At 46.1% G+C, this 20,950-nt stretch carries 19 protein-coding genes; 7 read left to right on the top strand and 12 right to left on the bottom strand.

Annotated elements, in window-relative coordinates; genetic code table 11:
- The first annotated feature begins 267 nt into the window (after positions 1-267).
- On the top strand, positions 268-1,482 hold the full coding sequence (locus ACYVGO_RS25735; protein WP_142773119.1) for a PQQ-dependent sugar dehydrogenase: 1,215 nt from the start codon (positions 268-270) through the stop codon (positions 1,480-1,482).
- A 208-nt stretch (positions 1,483-1,690) separates the two neighbouring features.
- Here the strand turns inward: ACYVGO_RS25735 and ACYVGO_RS25730 are convergent, their stop codons facing one another.
- The 6 genes from ACYVGO_RS25730 to ACYVGO_RS25705 form a co-directional block, all read right to left on the bottom strand.
- Positions 1,691-4,252, bottom strand: a complete 2,562-nt coding sequence (locus ACYVGO_RS25730) for a TonB-dependent receptor (protein WP_460971734.1) — start codon at positions 4,250-4,252, stop codon at positions 1,691-1,693.
- Positions 4,253-4,378: 126 nt separating this feature from the next.
- Entirely contained in the window at positions 4,379-5,596 is a 1,218-nt protein-coding gene (locus ACYVGO_RS25725) for a sensor histidine kinase (protein ID WP_460971733.1), read from the bottom strand.
- 190 nt (positions 5,597-5,786) lie between these two features.
- The gene (locus ACYVGO_RS25720) at positions 5,787-6,641 is read right to left on the bottom strand and encodes a DUF2911 domain-containing protein (RefSeq protein ID WP_142773122.1); all 855 of its coding nucleotides are present in this window, start codon (positions 6,639-6,641) and stop codon (positions 5,787-5,789) included.
- A 172-nt stretch (positions 6,642-6,813) separates the two neighbouring features.
- Positions 6,814-7,944 carry an FAD-dependent oxidoreductase gene (locus ACYVGO_RS25715; protein ID WP_460971732.1) on the bottom strand — a complete coding sequence of 377 codons (1,131 nt, stop codon included), beginning with the start codon at positions 7,942-7,944 and terminating at the stop codon, positions 6,814-6,816.
- A gap of 98 nt (positions 7,945-8,042) precedes the next feature.
- On the bottom strand, positions 8,043-8,498 hold the full coding sequence (locus ACYVGO_RS25710) for a VOC family protein (RefSeq protein WP_460971731.1): 456 nt from the start codon (positions 8,496-8,498) through the stop codon (positions 8,043-8,045).
- Positions 8,499-8,650: 152 nt separating this feature from the next.
- Positions 8,651-9,016 (bottom strand): winged helix-turn-helix transcriptional regulator, encoded by a 366-nt coding sequence (locus ACYVGO_RS25705; protein WP_460971730.1) that lies wholly within the window; start codon positions 9,014-9,016, stop codon positions 8,651-8,653.
- 90 nt (positions 9,017-9,106) lie between these two features.
- Between ACYVGO_RS25705 and ACYVGO_RS25700 the strand changes: the two genes are divergently transcribed.
- Entirely contained in the window at positions 9,107-10,075 is a 969-nt protein-coding gene (locus ACYVGO_RS25700; protein WP_460971729.1) for an aldo/keto reductase, read from the top strand.
- Positions 10,076-10,152: 77 nt separating this feature from the next.
- Here the strand turns inward: ACYVGO_RS25700 and ACYVGO_RS25695 are convergent, their stop codons facing one another.
- The 6 genes from ACYVGO_RS25695 to ACYVGO_RS25670 all read right to left on the bottom strand — a co-directional run bounded on the left by ACYVGO_RS25695 (position 10,153) and on the right by ACYVGO_RS25670 (position 16,326).
- Positions 10,153-11,304, bottom strand: a complete 1,152-nt coding sequence (locus ACYVGO_RS25695) for an FAD-dependent monooxygenase (RefSeq protein WP_460971728.1) — start codon at positions 11,302-11,304, stop codon at positions 10,153-10,155.
- Positions 11,305-11,385: 81 nt separating this feature from the next.
- Entirely contained in the window at positions 11,386-12,243 is an 858-nt protein-coding gene (locus tag ACYVGO_RS25690) for a helix-turn-helix domain-containing protein (RefSeq protein ID WP_460971727.1), read from the bottom strand.
- A 225-nt stretch (positions 12,244-12,468) separates the two neighbouring features.
- Positions 12,469-13,284: a helix-turn-helix domain-containing protein gene (locus tag ACYVGO_RS25685; protein ID WP_460971726.1), complete on the bottom strand. Its 816-nt coding sequence runs from the start codon at positions 13,282-13,284 to the stop codon at positions 12,469-12,471.
- Between the two features lie 615 nt (positions 13,285-13,899).
- A complete protein-coding gene (locus tag ACYVGO_RS25680) occupies positions 13,900-14,172 on the bottom strand; it encodes a helix-turn-helix domain-containing protein (RefSeq protein ID WP_460971725.1) in 273 nt (90 codons plus the stop codon).
- A 14-nt stretch (positions 14,173-14,186) separates the two neighbouring features.
- A complete protein-coding gene (locus ACYVGO_RS25675; RefSeq protein ID WP_460971724.1) occupies positions 14,187-14,687 on the bottom strand; it encodes a hypothetical protein in 501 nt (166 codons plus the stop codon).
- 970 nt (positions 14,688-15,657) lie between these two features.
- Positions 15,658-16,326: a helix-turn-helix domain-containing protein gene (locus ACYVGO_RS25670; protein WP_460971723.1), complete on the bottom strand. Its 669-nt coding sequence runs from the start codon at positions 16,324-16,326 to the stop codon at positions 15,658-15,660.
- A gap of 136 nt (positions 16,327-16,462) precedes the next feature.
- Here ACYVGO_RS25670 and ACYVGO_RS25665 point away from each other — a divergent pair, with 136 nt between their 5' ends.
- The 5 genes from ACYVGO_RS25665 to ACYVGO_RS25645 all read left to right on the top strand — a co-directional run bounded on the left by ACYVGO_RS25665 (position 16,463) and on the right by ACYVGO_RS25645 (position 20,853).
- Positions 16,463-16,678 (top strand): hypothetical protein, encoded by a 216-nt coding sequence (locus ACYVGO_RS25665; protein ID WP_460971722.1) that lies wholly within the window; start codon positions 16,463-16,465, stop codon positions 16,676-16,678.
- 11 nt (positions 16,679-16,689) lie between these two features.
- Positions 16,690-18,066, top strand: coding sequence for a tyrosine-type recombinase/integrase (locus tag ACYVGO_RS25660; protein WP_460971721.1), 1,377 nt, complete (start codon positions 16,690-16,692; stop codon positions 18,064-18,066).
- Positions 18,067-18,294: 228 nt separating this feature from the next.
- On the top strand, positions 18,295-19,440 hold the full coding sequence (locus ACYVGO_RS25655; protein ID WP_460971720.1) for a site-specific integrase: 1,146 nt from the start codon (positions 18,295-18,297) through the stop codon (positions 19,438-19,440).
- On the top strand, positions 19,437-19,640 hold the full coding sequence (locus tag ACYVGO_RS25650) for a hypothetical protein (RefSeq protein ID WP_460971719.1): 204 nt from the start codon (positions 19,437-19,439) through the stop codon (positions 19,638-19,640). Before ACYVGO_RS25655 ends, ACYVGO_RS25650 begins: the two co-directional genes overlap by 4 nt.
- Positions 19,641-19,719: 79 nt before the next feature.
- Positions 19,720-20,853 carry an AAA family ATPase gene (locus ACYVGO_RS25645; RefSeq protein WP_460971718.1) on the top strand — a complete coding sequence of 378 codons (1,134 nt, stop codon included), beginning with the start codon at positions 19,720-19,722 and terminating at the stop codon, positions 20,851-20,853.
- Positions 20,854-20,950: the final 97 nt, after the last annotated feature.

The following is a 20,950-nucleotide window of genomic DNA, read 5'->3' as shown; positions in this document are numbered from 1 at the left end:
CCGTTGGGGGGTGAACAACTGCCAACTGGTAACAGGTAGGGAAATTCGGGTGGCAGGTAGTCACTTGCCGTTAATTGGCTGACAGGATCTGCTTCTATAGATTCTGCTAATCAGACGCCTAGAATCCCTTAGAATCAAAAGAATCTAGTCTGGGGAAACACTAGCTTTGTAAATTATCATTTTTATGGCAGCAAGCTTCGTATGTTTGTCATGCCTGTTTATAGCTAACTCTATATTCACGTTAACCAAGCAAAATACTGAACTAAAATGAGGAACAGTTTTCTAATGATGCTGGCAAGTACTTCGCTGGCATTAACAGCCTGTGGCCAGGCTACATCCGATAACTCAAAAACCCTTCCATCGGTAGAAACCAAAGAGCCCAATTCTGCTTATAAACCCGCTTTTGCGGGTCAAACCAGAATCGCTGCTGTGAAGTCGGCTACCAACTACGAAGGCAAGGTGCTGACCGAAGCCCTGAAGAGCCCCTGGGGTATTACCAGCCTGCCGGATGGGCGACTGCTGATCACGGAGAAGGAAGGAACGATGCGTATTGTCACCTCTGCCGGTAAGGTAAGTGAGCCGATCACGGGTATTCCGAAGGTAAATCCATCGGGCCAGGGCGGATTGTTAGGGCTTCGGGTTGACCCCGCTTTTCAGACGAACCGGATGGTGTATTGGGTGTTCTCTGAAGCGCTTCCCGAAGGAAATCTGACCGCCGTAGCCAAGGGTAAATTGTCGGCCGATGAAAAAAAGATCGAGGGCGCAACGGTCATTTACCGCGCCACACCGGCTTATAAAGGCAATCTGCATTACGGGGGGCGAATTCTTGTCGATAAAAGCGGTAACCTGCTGATCAGTACCGGAGAACGCTCTGATCTGGCAACCCGGCCACAGGCTCAGTCGCTCAATTCTGGCCTGGGGAAAGTAATCCGGATTACAAAAGACGGTAAACCGGCCCCCGGCAATCCATTTGAAGGTCAGGCCGGTGCCCGCCCCGAACTCTATTCCTATGGGCATCGGAACGTACAGGGACTTGCTATCGATCCGGTAACGGGCGATCTGTGGGAGAATGAATTTGGCCCACGGGGAGGTGATGAAGTCAATCATATTAAGCCCGGAAAGAACTATGGCTGGCCTACGATCACCTATGGCATTGAATACAGTGGCAAACAGGTAGGCGACGCTATCCAGCAAAAGGATGGACTGGAGCAACCGGCTTATTATTGGGATCCTGTTGTATCGCCCAGTGGGTCAACCTTCTACAGCAGTGATCATATTCCTGAATGGAAAAACAACCTCTTTATTGGCGCGCTGAGTGGCATGCACATCGTACGCCTTGTTATCAAGGATGGTAAGATCGTGGGTGAAGAGCGGTTGCTGCCTAATGAGTACCAGCGTTTTCGTGATGTTACAGAAGGAAAAGATGGGGCCTTGTATGCCATTACAGATCAGGGAAGATTGTACCGCATCGATAAAAAGTAAGGTTCGCTTTTATTGATAGCCTAAAAATAAGGTGCCCTTTTCCCTGCTAAAACTAGCCAGGGAAAAGGGGCACCTTATGTATAAACAACCGGGCTAGGCTAGTCTCAGCCAACTCTATCCAGCGCCGATACTACGCTGTTTTATCCCTAGGGGTTAACTGGTTTTAGGGCTTGAGGCAATCAATTTTAGTAAAGTCAGAGCTATCAGACTAAAACCTGGGTTCCCAGACCAGATTCGTGTAGTAAAGGCCACCAACCGCCGGTCCGCCAATGAAGGTATAATAGTATTTGTTGGTCAGATTAGTGCCACCCACTTTCACCAAAAGATGTATGGGCTGTATGCGGTAACTCACCTGAGCATCCACCGTATTGATGGCCGATACGGTACCTGTAGCCAGTTCCGATTGCCACAAAAACGCATCCTGATGTTTGTAGTTCACCGAGAAGCCCAGTCCACGCCACAGGTTTCCGTTCGAGACGCTCAGGTTCGTGATCCAACGGGGCGTATTGAATGAACTCTCCAATCCATCCCCATTATCGGCCCGGTCAAGTTTGGCAAAGGAGGCATTGCCACCTGCCGACCAGTTTTGGGTCAGGCTGTACCGAAGGCCTAAGCTGGCCCCGTAATTATACACCCGCGTTTGTGAATTGGTCCACAATCGGTACCGATCCTGGGTTGTTGCCGACGAAAAGTAATAAGCCAGCGAATCTGGATTTGATCCTTTTGCAAGGTTGGCATTCACCTGCGCAATGAAGTTCTGATAAGCCGTGTAGTACACATCGGCATCTACATAAAGCCGATTTTTGATTAACAATCCTTTATAACCCAGTTCATAGCTATTGACCTGTTCGGGTTTCAGATAGGTATACGGACTCTGTTTCAGAAGCCCTTTGTTTTTCTGGATAGCCTGGTCTGTAGTGAGTTTGTTCGTATTGACATCCGTAGTGATGGCCGCCTGAAAGGCATTGATCGAAGTGACCAGATAGGCGTTTTCATAAATCCCATGCGACATGATCGGTAAGCCTCCAACGCGTTTTACACCGCCCGAGTTGATGTTTGTAAAGCCCTCGAACAAGGATGGAAACCGGTAGCCATTCTGGTACGACAGGCGAATGTTGTGCGCTTCCGAAGGGGAGTAGACCACTGATAATCGGGGATTCAGGCGGGCGTCGAAGTAGGTGTTTTTGTCGACTCGTACTGATCCGGCCACTTTCAGCTTATCATTAAAAAACGTGCGGCTAAGCTGGACAAATCCCCCTGTTTTGCCATAAACAAGGTTTTTTCCCTGCTCGGTGGGGTTGATAAAGTAATTGCCATCCGGGAAAACAACGTATCGCCGGAAATCAAAGCCAGCCTGAATCGTTAGGCCGGTCTGCTGCCGGAACCGCTGCCAGAGGACTTTTGTCGGTTCAACTTGTCCTTCGGCATGGTACATCCACGATTGTACCCGGAGGGCCGCGCCAATGTCCCAGTTGTTAATGTCCCGGAGTTTGGTAATCAGGTCGTTAAAGGTTTGCGTACCCGGAATCGGGCGGCCCTGATCCGCCACGGAGCGAGCATCCCGTAACGCGTCCGTCACCGCTAAACCGGTCTGCGTATCCAGATTAAACCGGTTGGTAAAATCGGTAAACCACTGGTTATCGGTTTTAAACGACTTGTCGATGTTTTCGGCCATTGACCGGATGTTGTAGGAATCGCCCGTGTTTTCACTGCTTCGGTAGGCCCGAATTTGTATTGAAGGTGTGGTAAACGTGATGCTGTGCTGATCGAGCCGGTAGTTATCGAGTCGAAAACGGTTGGTTCGCTGATAAACATTGTCCAGCGTGGCTCCCTGGTACGTATACGCCAGCTCGACGGTGGGCGAGAACCGATAATGCAGGGATAGATCACCCCGCAGATTTTGCAATCCGTAGTCCGTAGACTCCCGTTCATAATAGCCCGTTCGACCAATGCTATAGCGTTTCCCACCCAGTGTTAGCGTTCGGCGGTTGGCTGCTTCATTGCCATATCCGTTAACCGGATCATAGGCCGGATTATCAGCACCGAACAAACCAAGGGATGCATTGCCGTTGGGGTTGAGAACGTCGTGATTGTCGGCCACCCAGTCGTATCCTTTTTGGTAAACCATATTCACCTTGAAGGCGAAGTGGTTACCAAGTTGATGGGCATACCGGATACTGGTTTCAGAATACACCTTAGCCGACACACCGGCATCGCCAACGTGATTGAGACCTGTTTTCTGTCCGATACTGAGTCCCTGGGAATCGAATGGGTTTCTCGTTAATATGTTAACTAACCCGTTAAGGGCATTCATTCCGTAAAGCGCCGAAGCCACGCCCGGTACTACTTCAACCTGTTGAATGTCCAGATCCGATGGTGCCAGCGCGCTCGCAATGGGCGCCCCAATGTGCGGAGCCTGGTTATCACGGCCATCTACGAGTTGCACAAAGCGGACGTTGGTGGTGGCGGCAAAGCCCCGGGTATTATAGACTTTAAAACCCAGGCTCGAGGTAAGCAATTGGACGCCTTTAAGATTTTCGATCGCATCAAAATAGGAGGGCTGGGCGGATAAACGGATGCGCCGGGCATCGATCACCTCAATACTAACCGGTGATTTCAGGATACTCTCCGATACGCGGGAAGCAGAGATAACGACCTCATTGAGTTGGATTTTTCGCAGCGAATCAGTGGACGTACCCGTGGTGTCTGATTGGCTGATGGCCTGTACGGTTGTAGTAAGAAAGATTAGTAAAAGGAAGAGGTATTTCATGATGAGTCGTTGTATTCAAACAAATATAACGGTTCGCTATGTTTGTTTGAATACAACGGCTAAATTTAAACCAGACATGAGGTAAACTAACGTGAATTCGGCGTTAAAACAGGAAACCGGCGGCAATCAGTAGATAGGTAAAAACACACTGAAGATTGAGCCCTGGCCGGGTTGACTTCTGGCTATGATTGCGCCCCCATGATTGGCCACTACCTTGTCGCAGATGGCTAGCCCAATGCCGGTTCCGTCAAACTCGCTTTTGCTATGTAGTCGCTGAAAGACTGTGAATATGCGGTCCAGGTATTTCTCCTCGAAACCAATCCCATCGTCGACGACATCAATGCGATGATAGGCGATGCCTTTTCGATCTGACTTAACCGCTTTTGGAACACTACTGGACGCTACCCATTCGTAGAGGATCTGAACTTGAGGAGTAACTCCCGGTTTGTGAAATTTCAGGGCATTGCTCAACAAATTTTGGAACAATTGCTCTAATTGCGAAGGGTCGCCCTCCACCATGGGTAAGTCGCTCACGTGCACAACTGCATTCGTTTCGTCGATGACCCAGTCCAGATTCTTCTCCGCTGACCGAACGATTTCGGTCAGTGATACCATCCTGCTGGTATCCCGTTGGGTGGAAATTCGGGAGAAGCTCAGTAAGTCGCGAATCTGCGTAGACATCCGGTTGGCTGCGGATTGCATGCGTTCAATATAGGTTATCCCTTCGCCCAACTCAGAGCCGAATTGGGTCTTAAGTAAATCCCCAAATTGCTGCACTTTGCGAAGAGGCTCCTGCAAATCGTGGGAAGCGATATAGGCAAATTGCTGAAGGTTAACATTTGATCGCTTCAAATCCTGAACTGAGTCTTCCAGTTGCTGGGTCCGTTCCTGAACCTGCTGATCGAGGTCCGTCGACAGTTGTCGATAGCGTTCTTCACTGTGTTGGAGCGCCTGGCGATCGGCCACCTGCTGGGTAATTTCGATACCTGTTGCGATGATCCCGTACACGGCTCCCTGATGATTTCGGATAGGTTTGAAGGAAAAGTCAAAACAAACCGTCTTTGTGATCCCATCAACGACCATAGTTGCTGGGGTGTTATTGGATGCGAAGGGGATACCCGACGTAAAAACGTCATCTAATATGCCCAGAAAGGGTTGCCCTTCCATTTCTGGAATGGCCCTGGCTAATGGCAGGCCGATTACTTTATCGCCTTTCCCCCATACTGCCAACTGAGGCTCGTTGGCCACTGTTATGATCAATTCCCGGCCAACCAGTAGGGCAATGGGAATAGGGGATTCCATAACAATGGAACGAAAAATAGCCTCGTCGTTTACTTCTGTCATGAAGGAATAGATGTAATTTGTTAACTAGCTAACCAGATTTTTCAACTTGGGTTTCATAATAGAAGTGAATTGTGTTCCTATGGGCACTGTGAGGGCGAACGCGTAGCCAGATTCGACCTGTACAGAATCCTAATAAAAAACGGCTGACCTTAGCAAGGCCAGCCGTTTTAGCGATAGTTGATAACGAAATTTATTTTTTTGCAGCCGCAATCAGGTCATTGGCCATTTTTACGTAGTCTGCATTTTTAGCTTCGGTGGCCAGAGTTACCGTTTTCTCGGCGCTGGCAATAGCAGCCGCTTTTTGGTTTAATTTCTGTTCGATCCGGGCTTTCAGCAACATCACCCAGAAGGCTTTTGGATTTTGTTCGGTGGCCTTGGTCACCCAACCCAGTGCCTGTTTCAAATCCCGGTTGGTGTCGTAATAATAACTGGCTGCTTCAAAATAAGCTGGTTTGTCAGACGCTAACGAGGCCTCAATGTTCTTCACGATCGTTTGATCGATATCGGCAGTAATGGCAACGGGAACGCGGGTTTTATCCCACATGATTTCCAGCACAGCCGAGTTGGGTAGAATATCGGCTAGATTGATGGTAAAGGTTTCTACTTTGTTGGCCAGCGTAGTTGGTTTTACCTGAACCCGTACCACTTCGTTTTCTTTTTTATAATCGCCCACGTTTGCGCCCAGATTAAGGTCTTTGGACAGCATAACTTCCCAACTGGATTTACCCGGAATAGTGAACAGGCCGTAAGTGCCCGCTTTCACATCTTTCCCTTCCAGTTTCACGTCTGTTGAGAACGTAATTTTAGAGGTGGCATTGGCACCAGTCCGCCATACTTTATCATAGGGAACCAGATCGCCGAAGATGGTACGTCCTTTCACGGCGGGTCGGGAGTACTCAAGGGTAATGTCCCCTAAGCCAAAGCTTTGTTTGGTGGTTTGGGCAGGGCTGGCGGCTGGTACTTTAAGCTGCGCCTGCGCAATAGAAAATGAACAAATGGCAAGCAGCATGGCCAGGGCTATTGGCTGGAACTTTAGGCTCTTCATGATGAAGGAATGATGGAGTTAATTGTTGTGCGTTTAGTTAGCGAAACTCAAAGGTACAATTAGCAGACCAGATAGTCTTCTTCTGGTAAGCAAATAAGGACTGCCTATCAAAAGCAAGCAATAGCCCAGCACCATCATGCCTGAACGGCAATTAAAAAAATTAGTCTGTACCTTATTGATAAAAGTTCAGGAATGAAAAGTCTGGATGGCGCATCTCCAGTTCGTTCCTGCTTGTTTCAAGCTGAGCTTCTGTAGCATAAACGAACATGTTCTGTTCATAGTCGCTGATCGCGGCTGCCAGGGTGTCAAATTTTCCACTAGTCAGGTTATTGGCTAGAATCATGGCGTCCATCAGTCCAGTATTTACCCCCTGACCGGCAAAGGGCGGCATGATGTGCGCGGCATCACCAATAAGGGTTATCGGCAACGGTCTATTCGTTGTCCAGAGTTTATCCAGCGGTATTTTTCTCGTTGGCCAACTCACGAAAGAAGCTGTAGCGCGCACTAATTCTTTGTAACTCGCATCCCAATCAGAGAGCCTATGTAACAGGAATGTACGAATAGTGTTCGTATCCTGAAGGTTTACTCCATGTTCTGGACTCCAGGCAGAAGGCTGTTTAAACATTACATTGTAGCTCAACAGGTTTCCGTTCCTGGGGTTTGCCACGACTAAATTGCCATTGCTGGCGGTCATTAATATGGTATCGTTGCACAGTTGGTAGAACGCCGGGCAAGTCTTTTCCGGTTGAACTACTTCGCCCTGTAAAATCAGGGTGCCGGTGTAGTCAATTTCGGCATCTGTAACATATTGTCTTGCCTTCGACATTCCTCCATTAGCACCAATGACAACATCGGCGGTTTCAATCCCATTATTTTCGAAATGCAAAAGCCATTTTCCGTTCTGGTGGTCAAGTCCGGTAAATTTCCTGTCCCAGACAACCGTATTGTCGGTTAAGCTGTCGAGCAGTAGTTGCCTTAAATCGTTTCGGTTTATCTCCGGATTGTCATATTGCTCGTCGGGTGTCGGTTTTCTAGAGAACAATACGTTTCCCTGTTTGTCGGCCACGGTTCTTCCCATGGGGATGGCCAGTGCATAATAGCGTTCCAATAAACCTGCTTCGTTCAGGGCATCCTGTCCCGACCCTTTATGCAGGTCAAGCGTACCGCCCGAAATTCGGGTGCGGGCGTCTTTATCCCGTTCGTAAACGGTTACGTCTATTCCTTTTTGCTGTAGTAATCTGGCCATTGTTAGCCCAACGGGCCCTGCGCCAAGGATGGCTACTTTTTTATTCGTCAGTAACATGATCTTGCCTGGTTGATGTACGATGCAAAATTCCGGAATGCTACTTCCCCAGGCTTGTACAAACGCGACAAAATCAGTGGGTCGGGATCAACAAATCCTCACCGGACCTGCTGCATTTGTTCAATGGCTGTCCATCCTTCCGGCGTTACACCCATGATCTCGGTGGCAACGCCCAGCGTTTGGTAAGTGTTGAAGAAAGCCATTCGTGCAATGGGGTGATCCACTTCGCTGATGAGTGCATACCCTTGTTCGTGCAGATCGCTGGTGATCCGGTCGAATTCGTTAACCGGCAAACGGAACGCAAGGTGCTGGGTGCCGCCTGCGGGATATTGGGCGAGGTAATCGTGGAACATGCTTTGGCCGGAAACAGGCTGGATGAGTTCGATAAAGCTACCTCCGTTATAGGTCTGCGTGGTCAGCCATTCACCAGCCACAACCTGCCCATGATAGGTCATTCCCAGATCCTGTGCCCGAACATGTTCCGGTTGGGGAAAGCCAGTGATGCCCAGGGCGCTCGAAAGGAATGTTAAAGCGACGTGAATGTCTGGGACCACCCAGCCGATTTGTGCGAATTCGAGTCCGGCGATGGTATTGTTGATCGTACTCATGGTTGTTTGCTGTCCAGTTATTGGTTGAGTAAAGTTAAGATAGGTGGGCTCCCCACAGCAGGTGCATTTGCGCCAAAAGGAAGGTGGTTTGCGACTAGTTACGCCTTCAGAAAATTGGCCGATTGAAACAAAGGCTCTAGTACAGCACGGTGTGATTCCCCCCAACGCGCAGCAATTTCGATTACCGGTATTAACGTTTCGCCCAGGGGTGTCAGCTCATACATCACTTTGGCTGGTCGCTGATCAAAAATTGTTTTGATCAGGATGCCTTGATCCGTCAGCTGTTTCAGTTGCGTATCAAGCAGCCGCCTGGAAGCTTTAGGTATATGGCGTTGCAACTCACCTGGTCTTTTGATACCACTGTGTATGCACCAGATCAAGTTGATCTTCCATTTCCCATTCATCACTTCCATGAACAGGTGCAGTCCGCAATCCAGTTCTATTGGCAATTTTCGTTCGTACATCCTGCAAATCTCCTCTATTCTGTCATTTTTTTGATACGGCTAAATTTAGCCGTACTTGATTCAACAAGTCTGGCAATCGAATTTTGGATCATGAACTATAAACTAGTTGGAACACACACCGGCTTACCGGCCAGCGAACTTGTATTGGGTGCCGCGAGTCTGGGTAGCCGTAAGGGGTATGGCGCTACGCCCGACGATAGTCAGAAAATTTTGGTAGCCTATGCCGAGGCAGGCGGCAATTTTATAGACGTGGCCGATCAATACCAACTTGGCGAAGCGGAAGAGATCATTGGGCGGTTTATAGCCTCAGAGCGCCACAATTTCATTATCTGTACCAAATACACCCGAAGCAGTGAAACTGAGCCGTTGCCCAGCAATGAGGGTAACCATCGCAAAGCGATGCGTCAATCTGTTGAAGCCAGTTTGAAACGTCTGAAGACAGATTATATTGACCTCTACATGCCGCACTATGATGATGGCCGAACGCCTGTTGAAGAAATTGCACGTGGGCTCGAAGACCTGGTTAAATCCGGTAAAGTGCTGTACACCGGCCTGGCAAATTTTCCGGCGTGGAAAGCTGCTGCCATTGCCAGTACAATTCCATTGAGCGCCTTGCAACTCGAGTATAACCTGGTGCAACGAACAGCCGATCGGGAATTGATGCCTATGGCCAGGTACTTTGGCCAGGGTACGATGCTTTATTCTCCCCTGGCAGGTGGGTTGCTTACCGGCAAATACCGCCAGGGGGCAACAGGGCGCCTGACACGTTCTGCCCCGGAAGGTTATCAGGAGAATATGGGCACCAAAGCCATACTGGACGAATTGGAATTGATTGCTACCGAAGTTGACGCAACGCCCGGTCAGGTAGCCTTAGGGTGGACGCTGACCAAAAACTGTTTTCCAATAATCGGTGCAAGAACCCTTGCACACATCACGGAAAGCATAAACGCGCTATCGATCCAACTAAGCCCTGATCAGATTGCGCGTTTAGATGCTATCAGCGCTGTAAAAATGGGCTATCCGCATGAGTTGCTTAAAACAGTCCAAAAAGTCTACTAATACTTCATTGTATGACGGCTGGGCCGCAGCCGTCATACAAAATTTCTCTATTCTACTTCTGCTTAATTGGTTACATACTAAAAACCAGCTAGTTGTGTGTTTCGTTTCTGAATAGCTTCTTCGGTTCTTGGCACAAGCAGTTCTAGGCCAACATGAACGGCTTCGGCCTGAACTTCCTCAATAAACGGACGGAAATCGGTATTGTAAGCCTGAAAGGCGGCTTCATAATCTCCATGCTGTTTTTGAAAGGCATCCGCCAGCGCAGCCGCTCCATCTATGGCCAGCGATCCGCCCCGGCCCGCAGCCGGTGAAGCACAATAGCCGGAATCGCCCACCAACGCCACTCGGCCTTTTGTCCACGATGGCATTTTTACCTGACAGAGTTTATCGAAGTAAAACGTTTTCGAACGCATTACTTCGTCCAATAGCTCTGCCGTTCTCCAGCCCTCTCCCGCAAACTGTTCCAGAATGATTTTCCGTTGTTGCTCCTCATCCCGATAATCATACGGGATTTCGTTTTCGGAACGGAAACACAACACAATGTCGGTCTTGTTGTTGTACGCGTTTAGCATAATAGCTTTATCGGGCACATTATACATCTGAGCCGTGTCATCGTCGATCAGCAACTTGTTGACAATGGTGATCGAAAAATATTGCTCCAGAAAATGTACGTAGTCGGCTTCATGCCCGAACCAGATTCGTCGTACCGCCGAATGGATTCCGTCGCAGCCAAAAACCAGATCGAAGGCGCGTTGCGGACTATGTTTAAAAGTAGCCTGTACCGTATTCTCTGTTTCGTGTAAGGCTGTGATGCTATCACCGAAAATAAATTCAACATCCTGTTTGACGAGATCGAATAAAATAGCCAATAACACATCCCGCTCGATTTCGTATTCGTCAGCACGAGTGGGCTCGCTGTTTTCTTCCTGGAAGAAGCCTACGGTGAGATCGTCCGCATTTTTAAACTCCATCCGTTTCGGGGCCAATCTGTTTCGCTCAATTTGCGCAAAGATGCCCATACGCTTAACGACATCTATGGTTTTGCCGCGTATGTCGACAGGCGTACCACCCTTTTTAAGTTCGTTTGAGATTTCAACAACCGTTACCTGATACCCCAATTTGTTCAGCCAATACGCTGTTGACAGGCCGGCAAAACTTGCCCCCGACACGAGGGCGGTTCGTTGGGCGACAGTGTTCCGCCCGATATGATTATCGTTTACTGATTCCATTTTTTATGTGCTTTTACTAGACGATGCAAAGCAACAGCGTCTGGCAGGGATAAAAAACGGCAATACAGCGTAAGTATTGGACTAATCGCGGTTTTTGGTTCGGAACGCCAAAGCCGCCATACCGGTAACTTTGGTAAACAGCCGTGAAAAATAGGGGTAATCGTCATAGCCCAGTTCAGCGGAAATTTCTTTCACCGATTTATCGGAATAATACAGCAACCGTTTGGCTTCTAACACAACACGCTGCTGTATGTGATGGGAAACGGAATGGCCTGTTGTGTTTTTAACGCATTCGTTCAGGTAAGACGTAGAGATGTTTAGTCTTTGGGCATACTCGGCCGGACGTTTGGCCGTGGTATAATTACGCTCCAATAGTTCCCTGAAGGCTTTGGTAATCGTATCGAACCGCGAAAGCTTGTCTGTTGATGTTGTTTCGGCTGCATACAGGGAAATAACTAAGGCAACCAGGGCATTGGTACTGTCTTTGAGTAAGGAATGATATAGTTTATCGGCTTTCCGTTCCGAAAATTTCAAGGCTAACGATACCGCTTCGGAAATAAGGGAAAACGTTTCGTTCGTTAACACCAAGGGTTTGGCGGGGGTGAGGCTTTCCAATAAGTTCAGGTAGTCGGGATTCAGGTTTTCGTTGTTGATGGCCCAACTGCTGACGGTGGCATGGTCAACGATCCGGGTGCGATGTACCTGATTGGGGTGCAGGTAAATGACCGACGAAGCCTCTAGTTTATACGTTTGAAAATCAATGTCGATGTGAACGGTTCCACGTTCGAGCAGAAAGAACGAATGACGGTCGTGCCGATGGGATTGTTCGGCTTCCTGAATCATGTGAAGATCGTCGATGGTTGTTTTTTCAATGGCAATATCACCACCGAACTCGTCAGTCATCGTATTAACAGGAATGGATGTCGTCTTTTTAGGCATTGAGGCTGGTTAAATCGAAGCTGTTTAAACGTTCATTTTCTAGCTATAATTTGCGTGTTTTTGTCATCCCGACGCCAGGAGGGATCTCAAGCCCGTCTATTATGGAGCTTGAGATCCCTCCTGGCGTCGGGATGACAAAAACGATTCAGTTTTAACGAAATTTAGAACGTTTAAACAGCTCATTGATAACCTGATTAACACACGAAATTCCGGACTACCCTTGCATCAATCTTTTGTAAACGCGACAAAATCGCGGTTCATCGCCTGTTTCCTGGCCTTTCGGGCGAATGCCGCTGGCGTGGTGCCGCTATAGCGCTTGAATTCCCGGCTGAGGTGCGATTGATCGGTATAGCCTAACTCATGCGCTAGACCGGCCAGGTTGGCATCTGGATGAAGCCATAAGTGGTTGCGTACCTGCTCAAAGCGAATCAGGCCCGACACGTCTTTTACCGTATAGCCAGACGATTGCCGGAACTTCCGTTCCAGCGTACGAACCGTTGCGTGGGCGGCTGCCGCTACGTCGCTGACTGGCATAGTGCCATTTGCCTCCCGTATGGCAACACCCGCTTTGAACAACGTACTGTCGACCCCGACCTGCGACCGGGCATCCAGAAAATACTGGTTTAGGTGGTTTACTGCTTCGGCTATGTTACCCGTATGGATGCACTCATCCAGCGTAGATTGAAGCCGGGCGATCGGATGCTCAACGATGCGCACGCCGTCTTGCCCGGACGGTAGCCCAAGCAGATCGAATATGGTCCAGGGAAAGCACCGGATACCAAGGATTTCTAACTGGTTTTTCGTGTAAAAAACAGCCGGCTGATTGAGTAACCCCATCATAAATGGGGAGGGCAACGGCTGCAAGCGTCCGTGGTGCGCAAGACTACAGCCGCTTCCGAAATAGAAAATCAATTCTGCGTAACCATCCGGCTGTACCTCGAAACTCGATTCGTGTTCTCCGACGTCTATTCGGTCGTACCAAAAGCACTTGATGGAATCCCGTAGTACTTCAGGAGGGTCAAATTCTACGTGTGCATCCATGTTGAAAGATAGGCCATTTGGCGTATAGACCGTATTGAACCTGCCGGATAAATTCTTTCTCGCTTTAGATGAATATATGCTCAGCGCCGATAGTTAGGAGTAAAAAGATGGTTTACCTAAATGAACCGTTGGCCGAACTTTCGATGGCGTCGAAAATGGTTTTTAAGTCGGTATTCAGGTTGGGGTTGGTATTGGCCGTTTTGGCGATAGTTATAAAGACTTGGCTAGGGTAGATAAAATACCCTTTGGTCTTAATGGCATCATCCTTTATTTCCTGCGTTATTACATCATCGGATAAACCGGCGTAGTTGATGCTTTCATCACCGCCATCAATGTAATTGATAAAATTTTCGCTGATAAACCGATAGAAAAGTGTTACGAGTACAAATTATTTAAAATCCCATCCATCTGCTGAGCCACGTACATCGTTGGCTATTTCCAAATTTTATTCTGTAGGTCAGCTCTTTGTGTACTACTTGTCATTTTCTCTCTAATTATTCTATTGTTTTTTAATCTCAGCAAATTCAAAAAGCAACTTAAGTATTGGTTGCTGTCTGTTTTGCACATAGCCGTTGGTATGTATGGGAGCAAAAATCCACGGATCGGTGAAGGTCGTCAAGCTATAGCTTGAGGTTTAGGCACTGTTAAAATATCTTCACCTAGAGCTTCCTCAATCCGAATGATTGTCTTCAACTCCAGGTTATGTGTGCCACTGACCCACTTACTGATTTCTGATTCTGATTTGTGGAGGGCAACTGCCAAATCCTTCTGAGTCATACCCTTTTGCTCAAGAATAGCATGAATACGATCAGCTACATCTAGCATTTTACGAACTGAACGCCGAGTTTGATCGGGCGTCCGAGCGGCAATACGGTCGAATGCGTCCATAGAGGTAAGTTTAATTAATCGAGTAGTTCAATCATGTCTAAATTCACTATTTGTTTCCCATCTAGCACTAATTCGCCAGTTTGGATCAACTCAATGAGTTGTTGAGCCATTTTATTTGCAAATCGGAAGTGAGCCATTAGTTGTGGACTATTCTGCACTGTCTGACTCGTTTTTAGTCCACCATTGGCCAAGATGACGATCTCATCCGATAGACGAATACAATACAAGCGGAATTGACAATAACTACTACCCAACTCAGCCATGATCCTGGCCGGAGGAGGCAGAGCCGAAGCATCATTCTCAAAGCGGAAATAGCGGCTTTTTGCCCCTCGGTTTTGGCCAATTTCCTGAATCCAGGTTACTAATAGATTCAAATCATTGGCTAGCACTGGATCATTTTCAAAATGAGTGAAGAAGGCATCAGTTTCAGTCTGCTCTCTGCCTTCTACCAAAAAGGTATAGTAGGCTACCTGTGTAAACGTCTTGAAAAGCCGAATCGTTACAAATTTATTCACTTTAAAGTTAAGTATTGGGCAAATGTAGCTCCTGCTTTTAAGTAAATCAACTCACCTCTTTAGTTAGTTTTTGATGGCTTTGTTGGTTTCTTGTGCGCTTCTGAATATTAGTAGTTCCAGCGTTCTAATCTATGCGCTTGGCTCCTTATTTATAGAAATAGCGCATCCAATATGTATTTCAACACAGTAACTGCCTGCCGGTCATTTAGAAATCTGATTAATCTGGAACCATATCTGGCCACGATTAAGCTAGATTCAATTTTGCCCGAATTTTAAATTAAGCATCCATAAAAAGAAGGCTTAATTCAAGCAACCATTCGACTGATTATGAATCAAGAAATCAGTCTGGAAGCACTAGCCTATGCATAACCCTCACCTTGTCATTGGACACCTCAGACATCATCACAAACGGGTTATCCTGAATTTTCAGATTTACATCCTCATTATCCCCCAAATCGAATATGCTCTTCCAGTTCTTTTCAAAATAGGCTCATTTACTTGAATCCTTTTAATTAAGGATGTCGGCCTATATTATATCAACTATTAGAGTGGGGGAAGTAAATAATTCTTGATGTCCTGAGATTGGTTATGCAATTGGTTTGTATTGATAGCATTTTGGTACAGCTTATATAAAAAAGTATATAATTAACTGGTAATCAGATGCCCGTTCGAATCCCTTCGGAAGTACACCTAAATAATGAAGTTGGAAGCAGCCATGATATATAAAATGGCAGTTTTTAGTTTTAAGTGAGTAACTCTTAGTGTAGATATATTGGTTAGTGTATTTGGTAATTTACATACAGTAATCCAATACAGTAGCAAAAAAAACCTCAAATCAGCTTGATTTGAGGTTTTTTAGAATTTTGTAGGAAGTAGCGGTGTCATTAACTTTTTTGTAAGTTAATGATAGTTAGTGTTTTACGAGGAATGTTATGTACATTATGACATGATCTAACCTTAAAAGCTATTATTATTTGGATTCGCCTGATTGAAAATCTGAAGGTGAACTTGATTGATTAGGATTGAGTGCCTGGTTAAGATCAATTTTGGCCAGAGATTTTGTATAGTTTAGTAAGGCATCATTTCTTATAATGCGATTTTTTATAACGTTGTAAACGATATTATCCTCAATAAGACCTTCTTTATACATTTTCATTAGATCATCGGGATCAATCCAAGTTGCTAACATGGCACTATAATCTGAAGTCACTACATCCACTACTTCCCTATTTATGTTATAATTATTTTCTAATGCATACATCAATATATTAGTGAAAGCTTCTGAAGCTAATATTTGCTCATAATCAGTTATCTTATCTCTTTGAAGATTAATAAGATAGTCCTTTTGCTTTATCTGTTCTTCTAATTCTTTCTCCTTACCATTAATTCGCTCCTGTAGTTTTTTGGGGAGATCGTTAATAGGAGTGTCATATCCCTTCTCTTCTCCCCAAGTAAGTAACTCCATAAACGACACATCTAAAGCTGTCGCTATCTTTTCTACCTGTTCAATACTCAGCTTATTGCCTCTATTCTCTATACGGTGGTAAGAGGATGTATCTAGTTCAAGCCGCCTTGACAGCTCGGCTTGAGAAACACCCTTTGCAACTCTTATAGCTTTAATGTTGGCTGTAACATCCATCTATTGTCTTTTTTGTGCAATACTATTCATAATAGTGCTAATTATAATTGGCAAATTTGATGAAGGCTTTTTGTCAAATTGTTGCATGTTATTGTATTTTTTGCGAATGTTGTACGTAAAATAACAAATTTAATGTATGGAAACACCAATGGTTGCTCCTGTAGCACAGGCTTTTGAAGCCTACAAGTCTAAAATCCCAGGCCAGTTCAAGCCCGATAAGAAGTTTTATTCTATCGTCGGGATTAACCGCAAGCGGTTTGCCCAACTCCTTCGGGGAGAAACAAAGATGTACACCGAAGAAGCTAAACGGCTAGCCAATCTATTTGAGATTCCGGTAACAGAGATCCTTTAAATCAATATTTTATGGCGAAACTCTTAAAAACAGACCGCTCTTTGAAGCAAAAGGAATCCTTTAAAAGGAAAGGGGCGGAGCGAGCATCTACAGCCACTCCCTTTACTATTGGCCGTAGACGGATTAAAAATGGTATTGATGCTACCATTACTGGCAATATATCAAAACAAGGAAAGTACACAGGTCCATTCAGCCTTGGCATTATCGCACCATGGGACTCAATTGATCTTGAACGATTAGAGGTTAAAGGAGATGTTCAGAAAACCGCTTTGCTCCATGACTTTCGTAGTCGAGTTGAAAGGATGTTTGCTGACTGTAGGTTGGCTGGGAGACCTATTGACGTGTTTGCAATCCGGGACGCGCTTTTTGCTCAGGACGTGCTAGTTGCTAATACACCAAATGTAAAGGAGTTGGTAGATCGATGGATTGCTTATGATAATGAGCGACTTGCGATTGGCGAAATTGTTCAACGAACTCACTGGAAGAACAAACGATGGACAAATGATTTTTGGGCATTTACGGTCCAGAAATACGGATACCAGGCAAGGATCACTGATTTCAAAGCTGCTGACATCAAAGAGTATGTCAGATGGCTCAAACAGGTACCTCGTAAACTCTCCAACAATGTCGCTCAGTCAACGGCTTCGCATGCCAAGGTGCTTTTAAACTATGCGCTAGATAATGAGTGGATTGATCGCAATCCGTTTATCAATTTTCGGCGAAGTATGGACCCCGTTGATCGGGTGACGCTTACCGAGGAAGAAATACGCAACTTCTGCACGTTTCCACTGGCCATTCCTAGCTTGGACTCAGTACGAGATGTATTCTTCCTGATGTGTCTAACTGGCTTGTCTTATTCTGACGTGGAACGACTTAGTTATGAGCATATTAAGACGGAAAAGGACGGCGCGAAGTTCATTCATTTGTACCGCCGTAAAATGCTATCCCGCAAGTCAAGAGTTCCGGCCACTATTCCGCTGACTGCACCTGCATTGACCATATTAGCCAAATATGAGCCTGTAATGACCAATGGCCGTTTGCTGCCTTTACAGGCCAACGCACCCTTCAACCGGAGCCTAAAACAGATCGCCTTTATGTGTGGCTTGGATAAGTCGGTCAGTACGAAAGTGGCTCGCAATAGCCTGGCTACCTATTTGGTCAATCAGAATGTACCGTTGCAGAGTGTGAGTGCGATGCTAGGGCATTCCAGCACATTGACCACACAGGTTTACTACGCAAAGATTTCACCTGGTAAAGTCATTCAGGATATGGATGAGCTCAATCATCGGCTGAATGGCAACGGTTTGTTTGGCATTCCTGCTCTTCAAACCGTCAATAATAATGTGTCAAGTCAGAGCCCAAATCCGGAGAATTCCACCGGCTATTAAAGAGTTTGGCCCGGTCTCTACTGCAAATAGTGACCGAGCCATTTTTTGTTTAACCATCTAACCGTGTCAAACATGGCAAATTTAAAGAAAACTCGCTTAACAATGGCGATTAGTAAGGCCCGATGTGAGCCTAAGCAAAGTGCAAACCGGTTGTCAGTATCCTTCAAATTGCGAGGAAAGTACAAACAGCCAAAGAGGAAGCCAACTCTGGATAAAAACAAAAATCTAGTGGTTTACATCAAATTGGTTTATAATGATCATGAACTAATAGTCAGTACCGGTATTCGAACGGATCGGCAACTCTTCGATCACAGCACAGTGGCTATCATCGGAAATCCGGAAGGAACCGAGGTGTTGCGCCTGATGAAATCATCAGCTTTTCAGATTTACCATCAGCTACTTTTAACAGAGCAGCCTATTTCAGTCGAACTTATTCGAGATGCCTTACTAGGTATGACCTTGACTGATCCATCTACAGTCAGGGTATCAGTGGCTATCGAGAAACATTTAGCGGCTCAGTTTGAGCGAGTTACTGTCGGGGATATAGGCAATAGTGCTTACGATGTAAAAAAACGCGCTACTCATCTGTTTTTAAGTTACTTACAACAAACCTATGGGAATACAGTGACCTTGGATGAGATTCTGCCTGCCGATGCCAATAAGTTCATAACCTGGATGAAACGGCACCATAAGTTTGTCCATAACTACGCCATTAAACTGGTTAGCTCGGCTAAACAGATGCTCTTTTTTGCTGTAGATAATCGATGGATTGAACACAATCCATTTACCACTCACCGCAACAAAAAGGAGTTTAAGATGGGCGAAATCCTGACGGAGAAAGAAGTGGATCAACTACTTAGCATAGACATATTTGCTCCTGCTTTGCTTCGTGTACGTGACGTATTCGCCTTTCAAATTTATACGGGTTTGTCCTATCGGGATGTGTTTGACCTTCGGTCTACACATATCATGACGACTACTAAAGGGGAACGTTATATCATCAAGCACCGCCAGAAAACTGGCGTTCCATCGATCATTCCACTAATTCCCCAAGCAGAGCTTCTTCTCAGGAAATATGCTAGTGATCCGTACTGCCAACAGAGCGGGCGATTATTGCCGGTGTTATCTAATCAGAAGATGAATAACTATCTCAAACAGCTAGGTGGAATTATTGATCTCAAAAAGCAACTTTCTTCGCACGTTGCCCGGCGAACGTGCGCTACGATCTTTATTAACAATGGAGTGCCAATTAATACCGTGGCTAAGGTATTAGGCCATTCTAGTTCTGTCATGACAGAGCGACACTATGCTCAATTACAGCCGGAAGCTGTAATCCGGGACATTCGGAATTTTTCTAACCGTCAGGCGCAATGAGGACGGATCAATTAATGCCTGGATCGGGAGCCAGTGACCTGCAAATAGCCTGGTTTATTGTGGAATTGCAAGCCTCCATGATTAGTGACCAGAATGTAATCATCCGTTTGCAGGAAGAAAAATTCCTGGCCTTAATGGGCTTGGTTCGAGAGAAGGAAAGGCAGATTGACCGACTTAAAGCGGTTTTTCCTTTAAACTAACTGGCTACCTATTGTAAAGCCCGCTCACTGGCCAAAGTGAGCGGGCTTACTTGTAATTCCTATTCGAAAAGTGCCCTAAATGGAAAGTAAATCTACCGTGGCAAATCTACCGAGTTCTACACAAAAGAACAATCTATATCCGACTGGACAGCAGGGTATTGGCGCAAGTAAACAGCCGGATAAAGCTCAATCTTTTTCCAGTCTTAAAAAGAGGTATGGCGTATCCCATGAAACGAAACATCCGGCTCCCAAGCCGGTGATTCGCATTTCAGAGGCATACTATGGATTACAAGGGATGATTTCAGCGTTGACTGGACCTCCTAAATCGGGCAAAACAACGGTCATTGGCTTTATGATCGCCACAACACTGACCGCATTTGCTAACTCAACTGAATCGCTCAGTATTCAATCATCCCTGGCTGACAACCGCGATGTAGTGTATTTAGACTTCGAACAGCATGTGAGCAGCACTCAAGATTTACATGATAAGGTGTTAAGGTATGCTAATCTAAGTCAATGCCCGGAGAATCTACATATTTTGAGTCTGTTGGAGCTAACAACCGAAGAGCGCCTACAAGCCGTAAGAGATACATTTCACGACCTAGACCCGCATTTAATCATATTAGATGGCCTTGCTGACTTATTGCCCAGTGTAAACGATGAAGAAAAGGCCAATGCCTTAATTGAAGAACTCGCACTGATGGCTTCCCGTCATAATACATGCCTGGTAGTGGTCATTCACGAAAATAAAGGTGGGGGTTCGGTACGAGGTCACTTAGGTAGTCAGATCGAGCGTAAATGCGCGGGTTTGATTTCCATTCGGAAAGATCGAGAAACCAAAACCCATAGCATTGAAAGCCGCCTGATCCGGATAGGGGATGACTTTGATAATGTCTACTTCCGGTATTCGGAAGACCTTAATCGAATGGTGCTATTAGATGCAGTATCGACTGAAGAACACAACAAGCGTCTAACGCAGAAGAAAGCCGGTAAAGACAAAGATCCTGAGTTTCTGGGAGGTCTATTAAAGCTGTGTTTCAAAGAAACGACCTTTTTAAACAAAGCAGATCTGCAAGCTGCTATTTGTAAATACGACAAAGATGCAGGTTCGGACAAAACGGCTAACCGACGAATCCAGGGGGCTATCGAGCTTGGTTTATTAGAATTAGAACATGACGGAGAGTTCTATAAACGACTAACGACAATGGCATGAGTCTTTTTCAGAATAGTAATTTTTTAAGCCACCTGGTCAGCCGGACAGCCCCCGCCCTATATAGACAGACAGGACAACTGTCCCTATATATATAATT

It is taken from the genome of Spirosoma migulaei (assembly GCF_054776855.1).
The sequence above is the reverse complement of the archived record's forward strand: the minus strand, read 5'-3'. Positions and strand labels throughout refer to the sequence as shown.

Coding starts and splice junctions, on each gene's coding strand:
- ACYVGO_RS25735 (WP_142773119.1), top strand. CDS start 268: ATGAGGAACAGTTTTCTAATGATGCTGGCAAGTACTTCGCTGGCATTA.
- ACYVGO_RS25730 (WP_460971734.1), bottom strand. CDS start 4,252: ATGAAATACCTCTTCCTTTTACTAATCTTTCTTACTACAACCGTACAG.
- ACYVGO_RS25725 (WP_460971733.1), bottom strand. CDS start 5,596: ATGACAGAAGTAAACGACGAGGCTATTTTTCGTTCCATTGTTATGGAA.
- ACYVGO_RS25720 (WP_142773122.1), bottom strand. CDS start 6,641: ATGAAGAGCCTAAAGTTCCAGCCAATAGCCCTGGCCATGCTGCTTGCC.
- ACYVGO_RS25715 (WP_460971732.1), bottom strand. CDS start 7,944: ATGTTACTGACGAATAAAAAAGTAGCCATCCTTGGCGCAGGGCCCGTT.
- ACYVGO_RS25705 (WP_460971730.1), bottom strand. CDS start 9,016: ATGTACGAACGAAAATTGCCAATAGAACTGGATTGCGGACTGCACCTG.
- ACYVGO_RS25700 (WP_460971729.1), top strand. CDS start 9,107: ATGAACTATAAACTAGTTGGAACACACACCGGCTTACCGGCCAGCGAA.
- ACYVGO_RS25695 (WP_460971728.1), bottom strand. CDS start 11,304: ATGGAATCAGTAAACGATAATCATATCGGGCGGAACACTGTCGCCCAA.
- ACYVGO_RS25690 (WP_460971727.1), bottom strand. CDS start 12,243: ATGCCTAAAAAGACGACATCCATTCCTGTTAATACGATGACTGACGAG.
- ACYVGO_RS25685 (WP_460971726.1), bottom strand. CDS start 13,284: ATGGATGCACACGTAGAATTTGACCCTCCTGAAGTACTACGGGATTCC.
- ACYVGO_RS25680 (WP_460971725.1), bottom strand. CDS start 14,172: ATGGACGCATTCGACCGTATTGCCGCTCGGACGCCCGATCAAACTCGG.
- ACYVGO_RS25670 (WP_460971723.1), bottom strand. CDS start 16,326: ATGGATGTTACAGCCAACATTAAAGCTATAAGAGTTGCAAAGGGTGTT.
- ACYVGO_RS25665 (WP_460971722.1), top strand. CDS start 16,463: ATGGAAACACCAATGGTTGCTCCTGTAGCACAGGCTTTTGAAGCCTAC.
- ACYVGO_RS25660 (WP_460971721.1), top strand. CDS start 16,690: ATGGCGAAACTCTTAAAAACAGACCGCTCTTTGAAGCAAAAGGAATCC.
- ACYVGO_RS25650 (WP_460971719.1), top strand. CDS start 19,437: ATGAGGACGGATCAATTAATGCCTGGATCGGGAGCCAGTGACCTGCAA.
- ACYVGO_RS25645 (WP_460971718.1), top strand. CDS start 19,720: ATGGAAAGTAAATCTACCGTGGCAAATCTACCGAGTTCTACACAAAAG.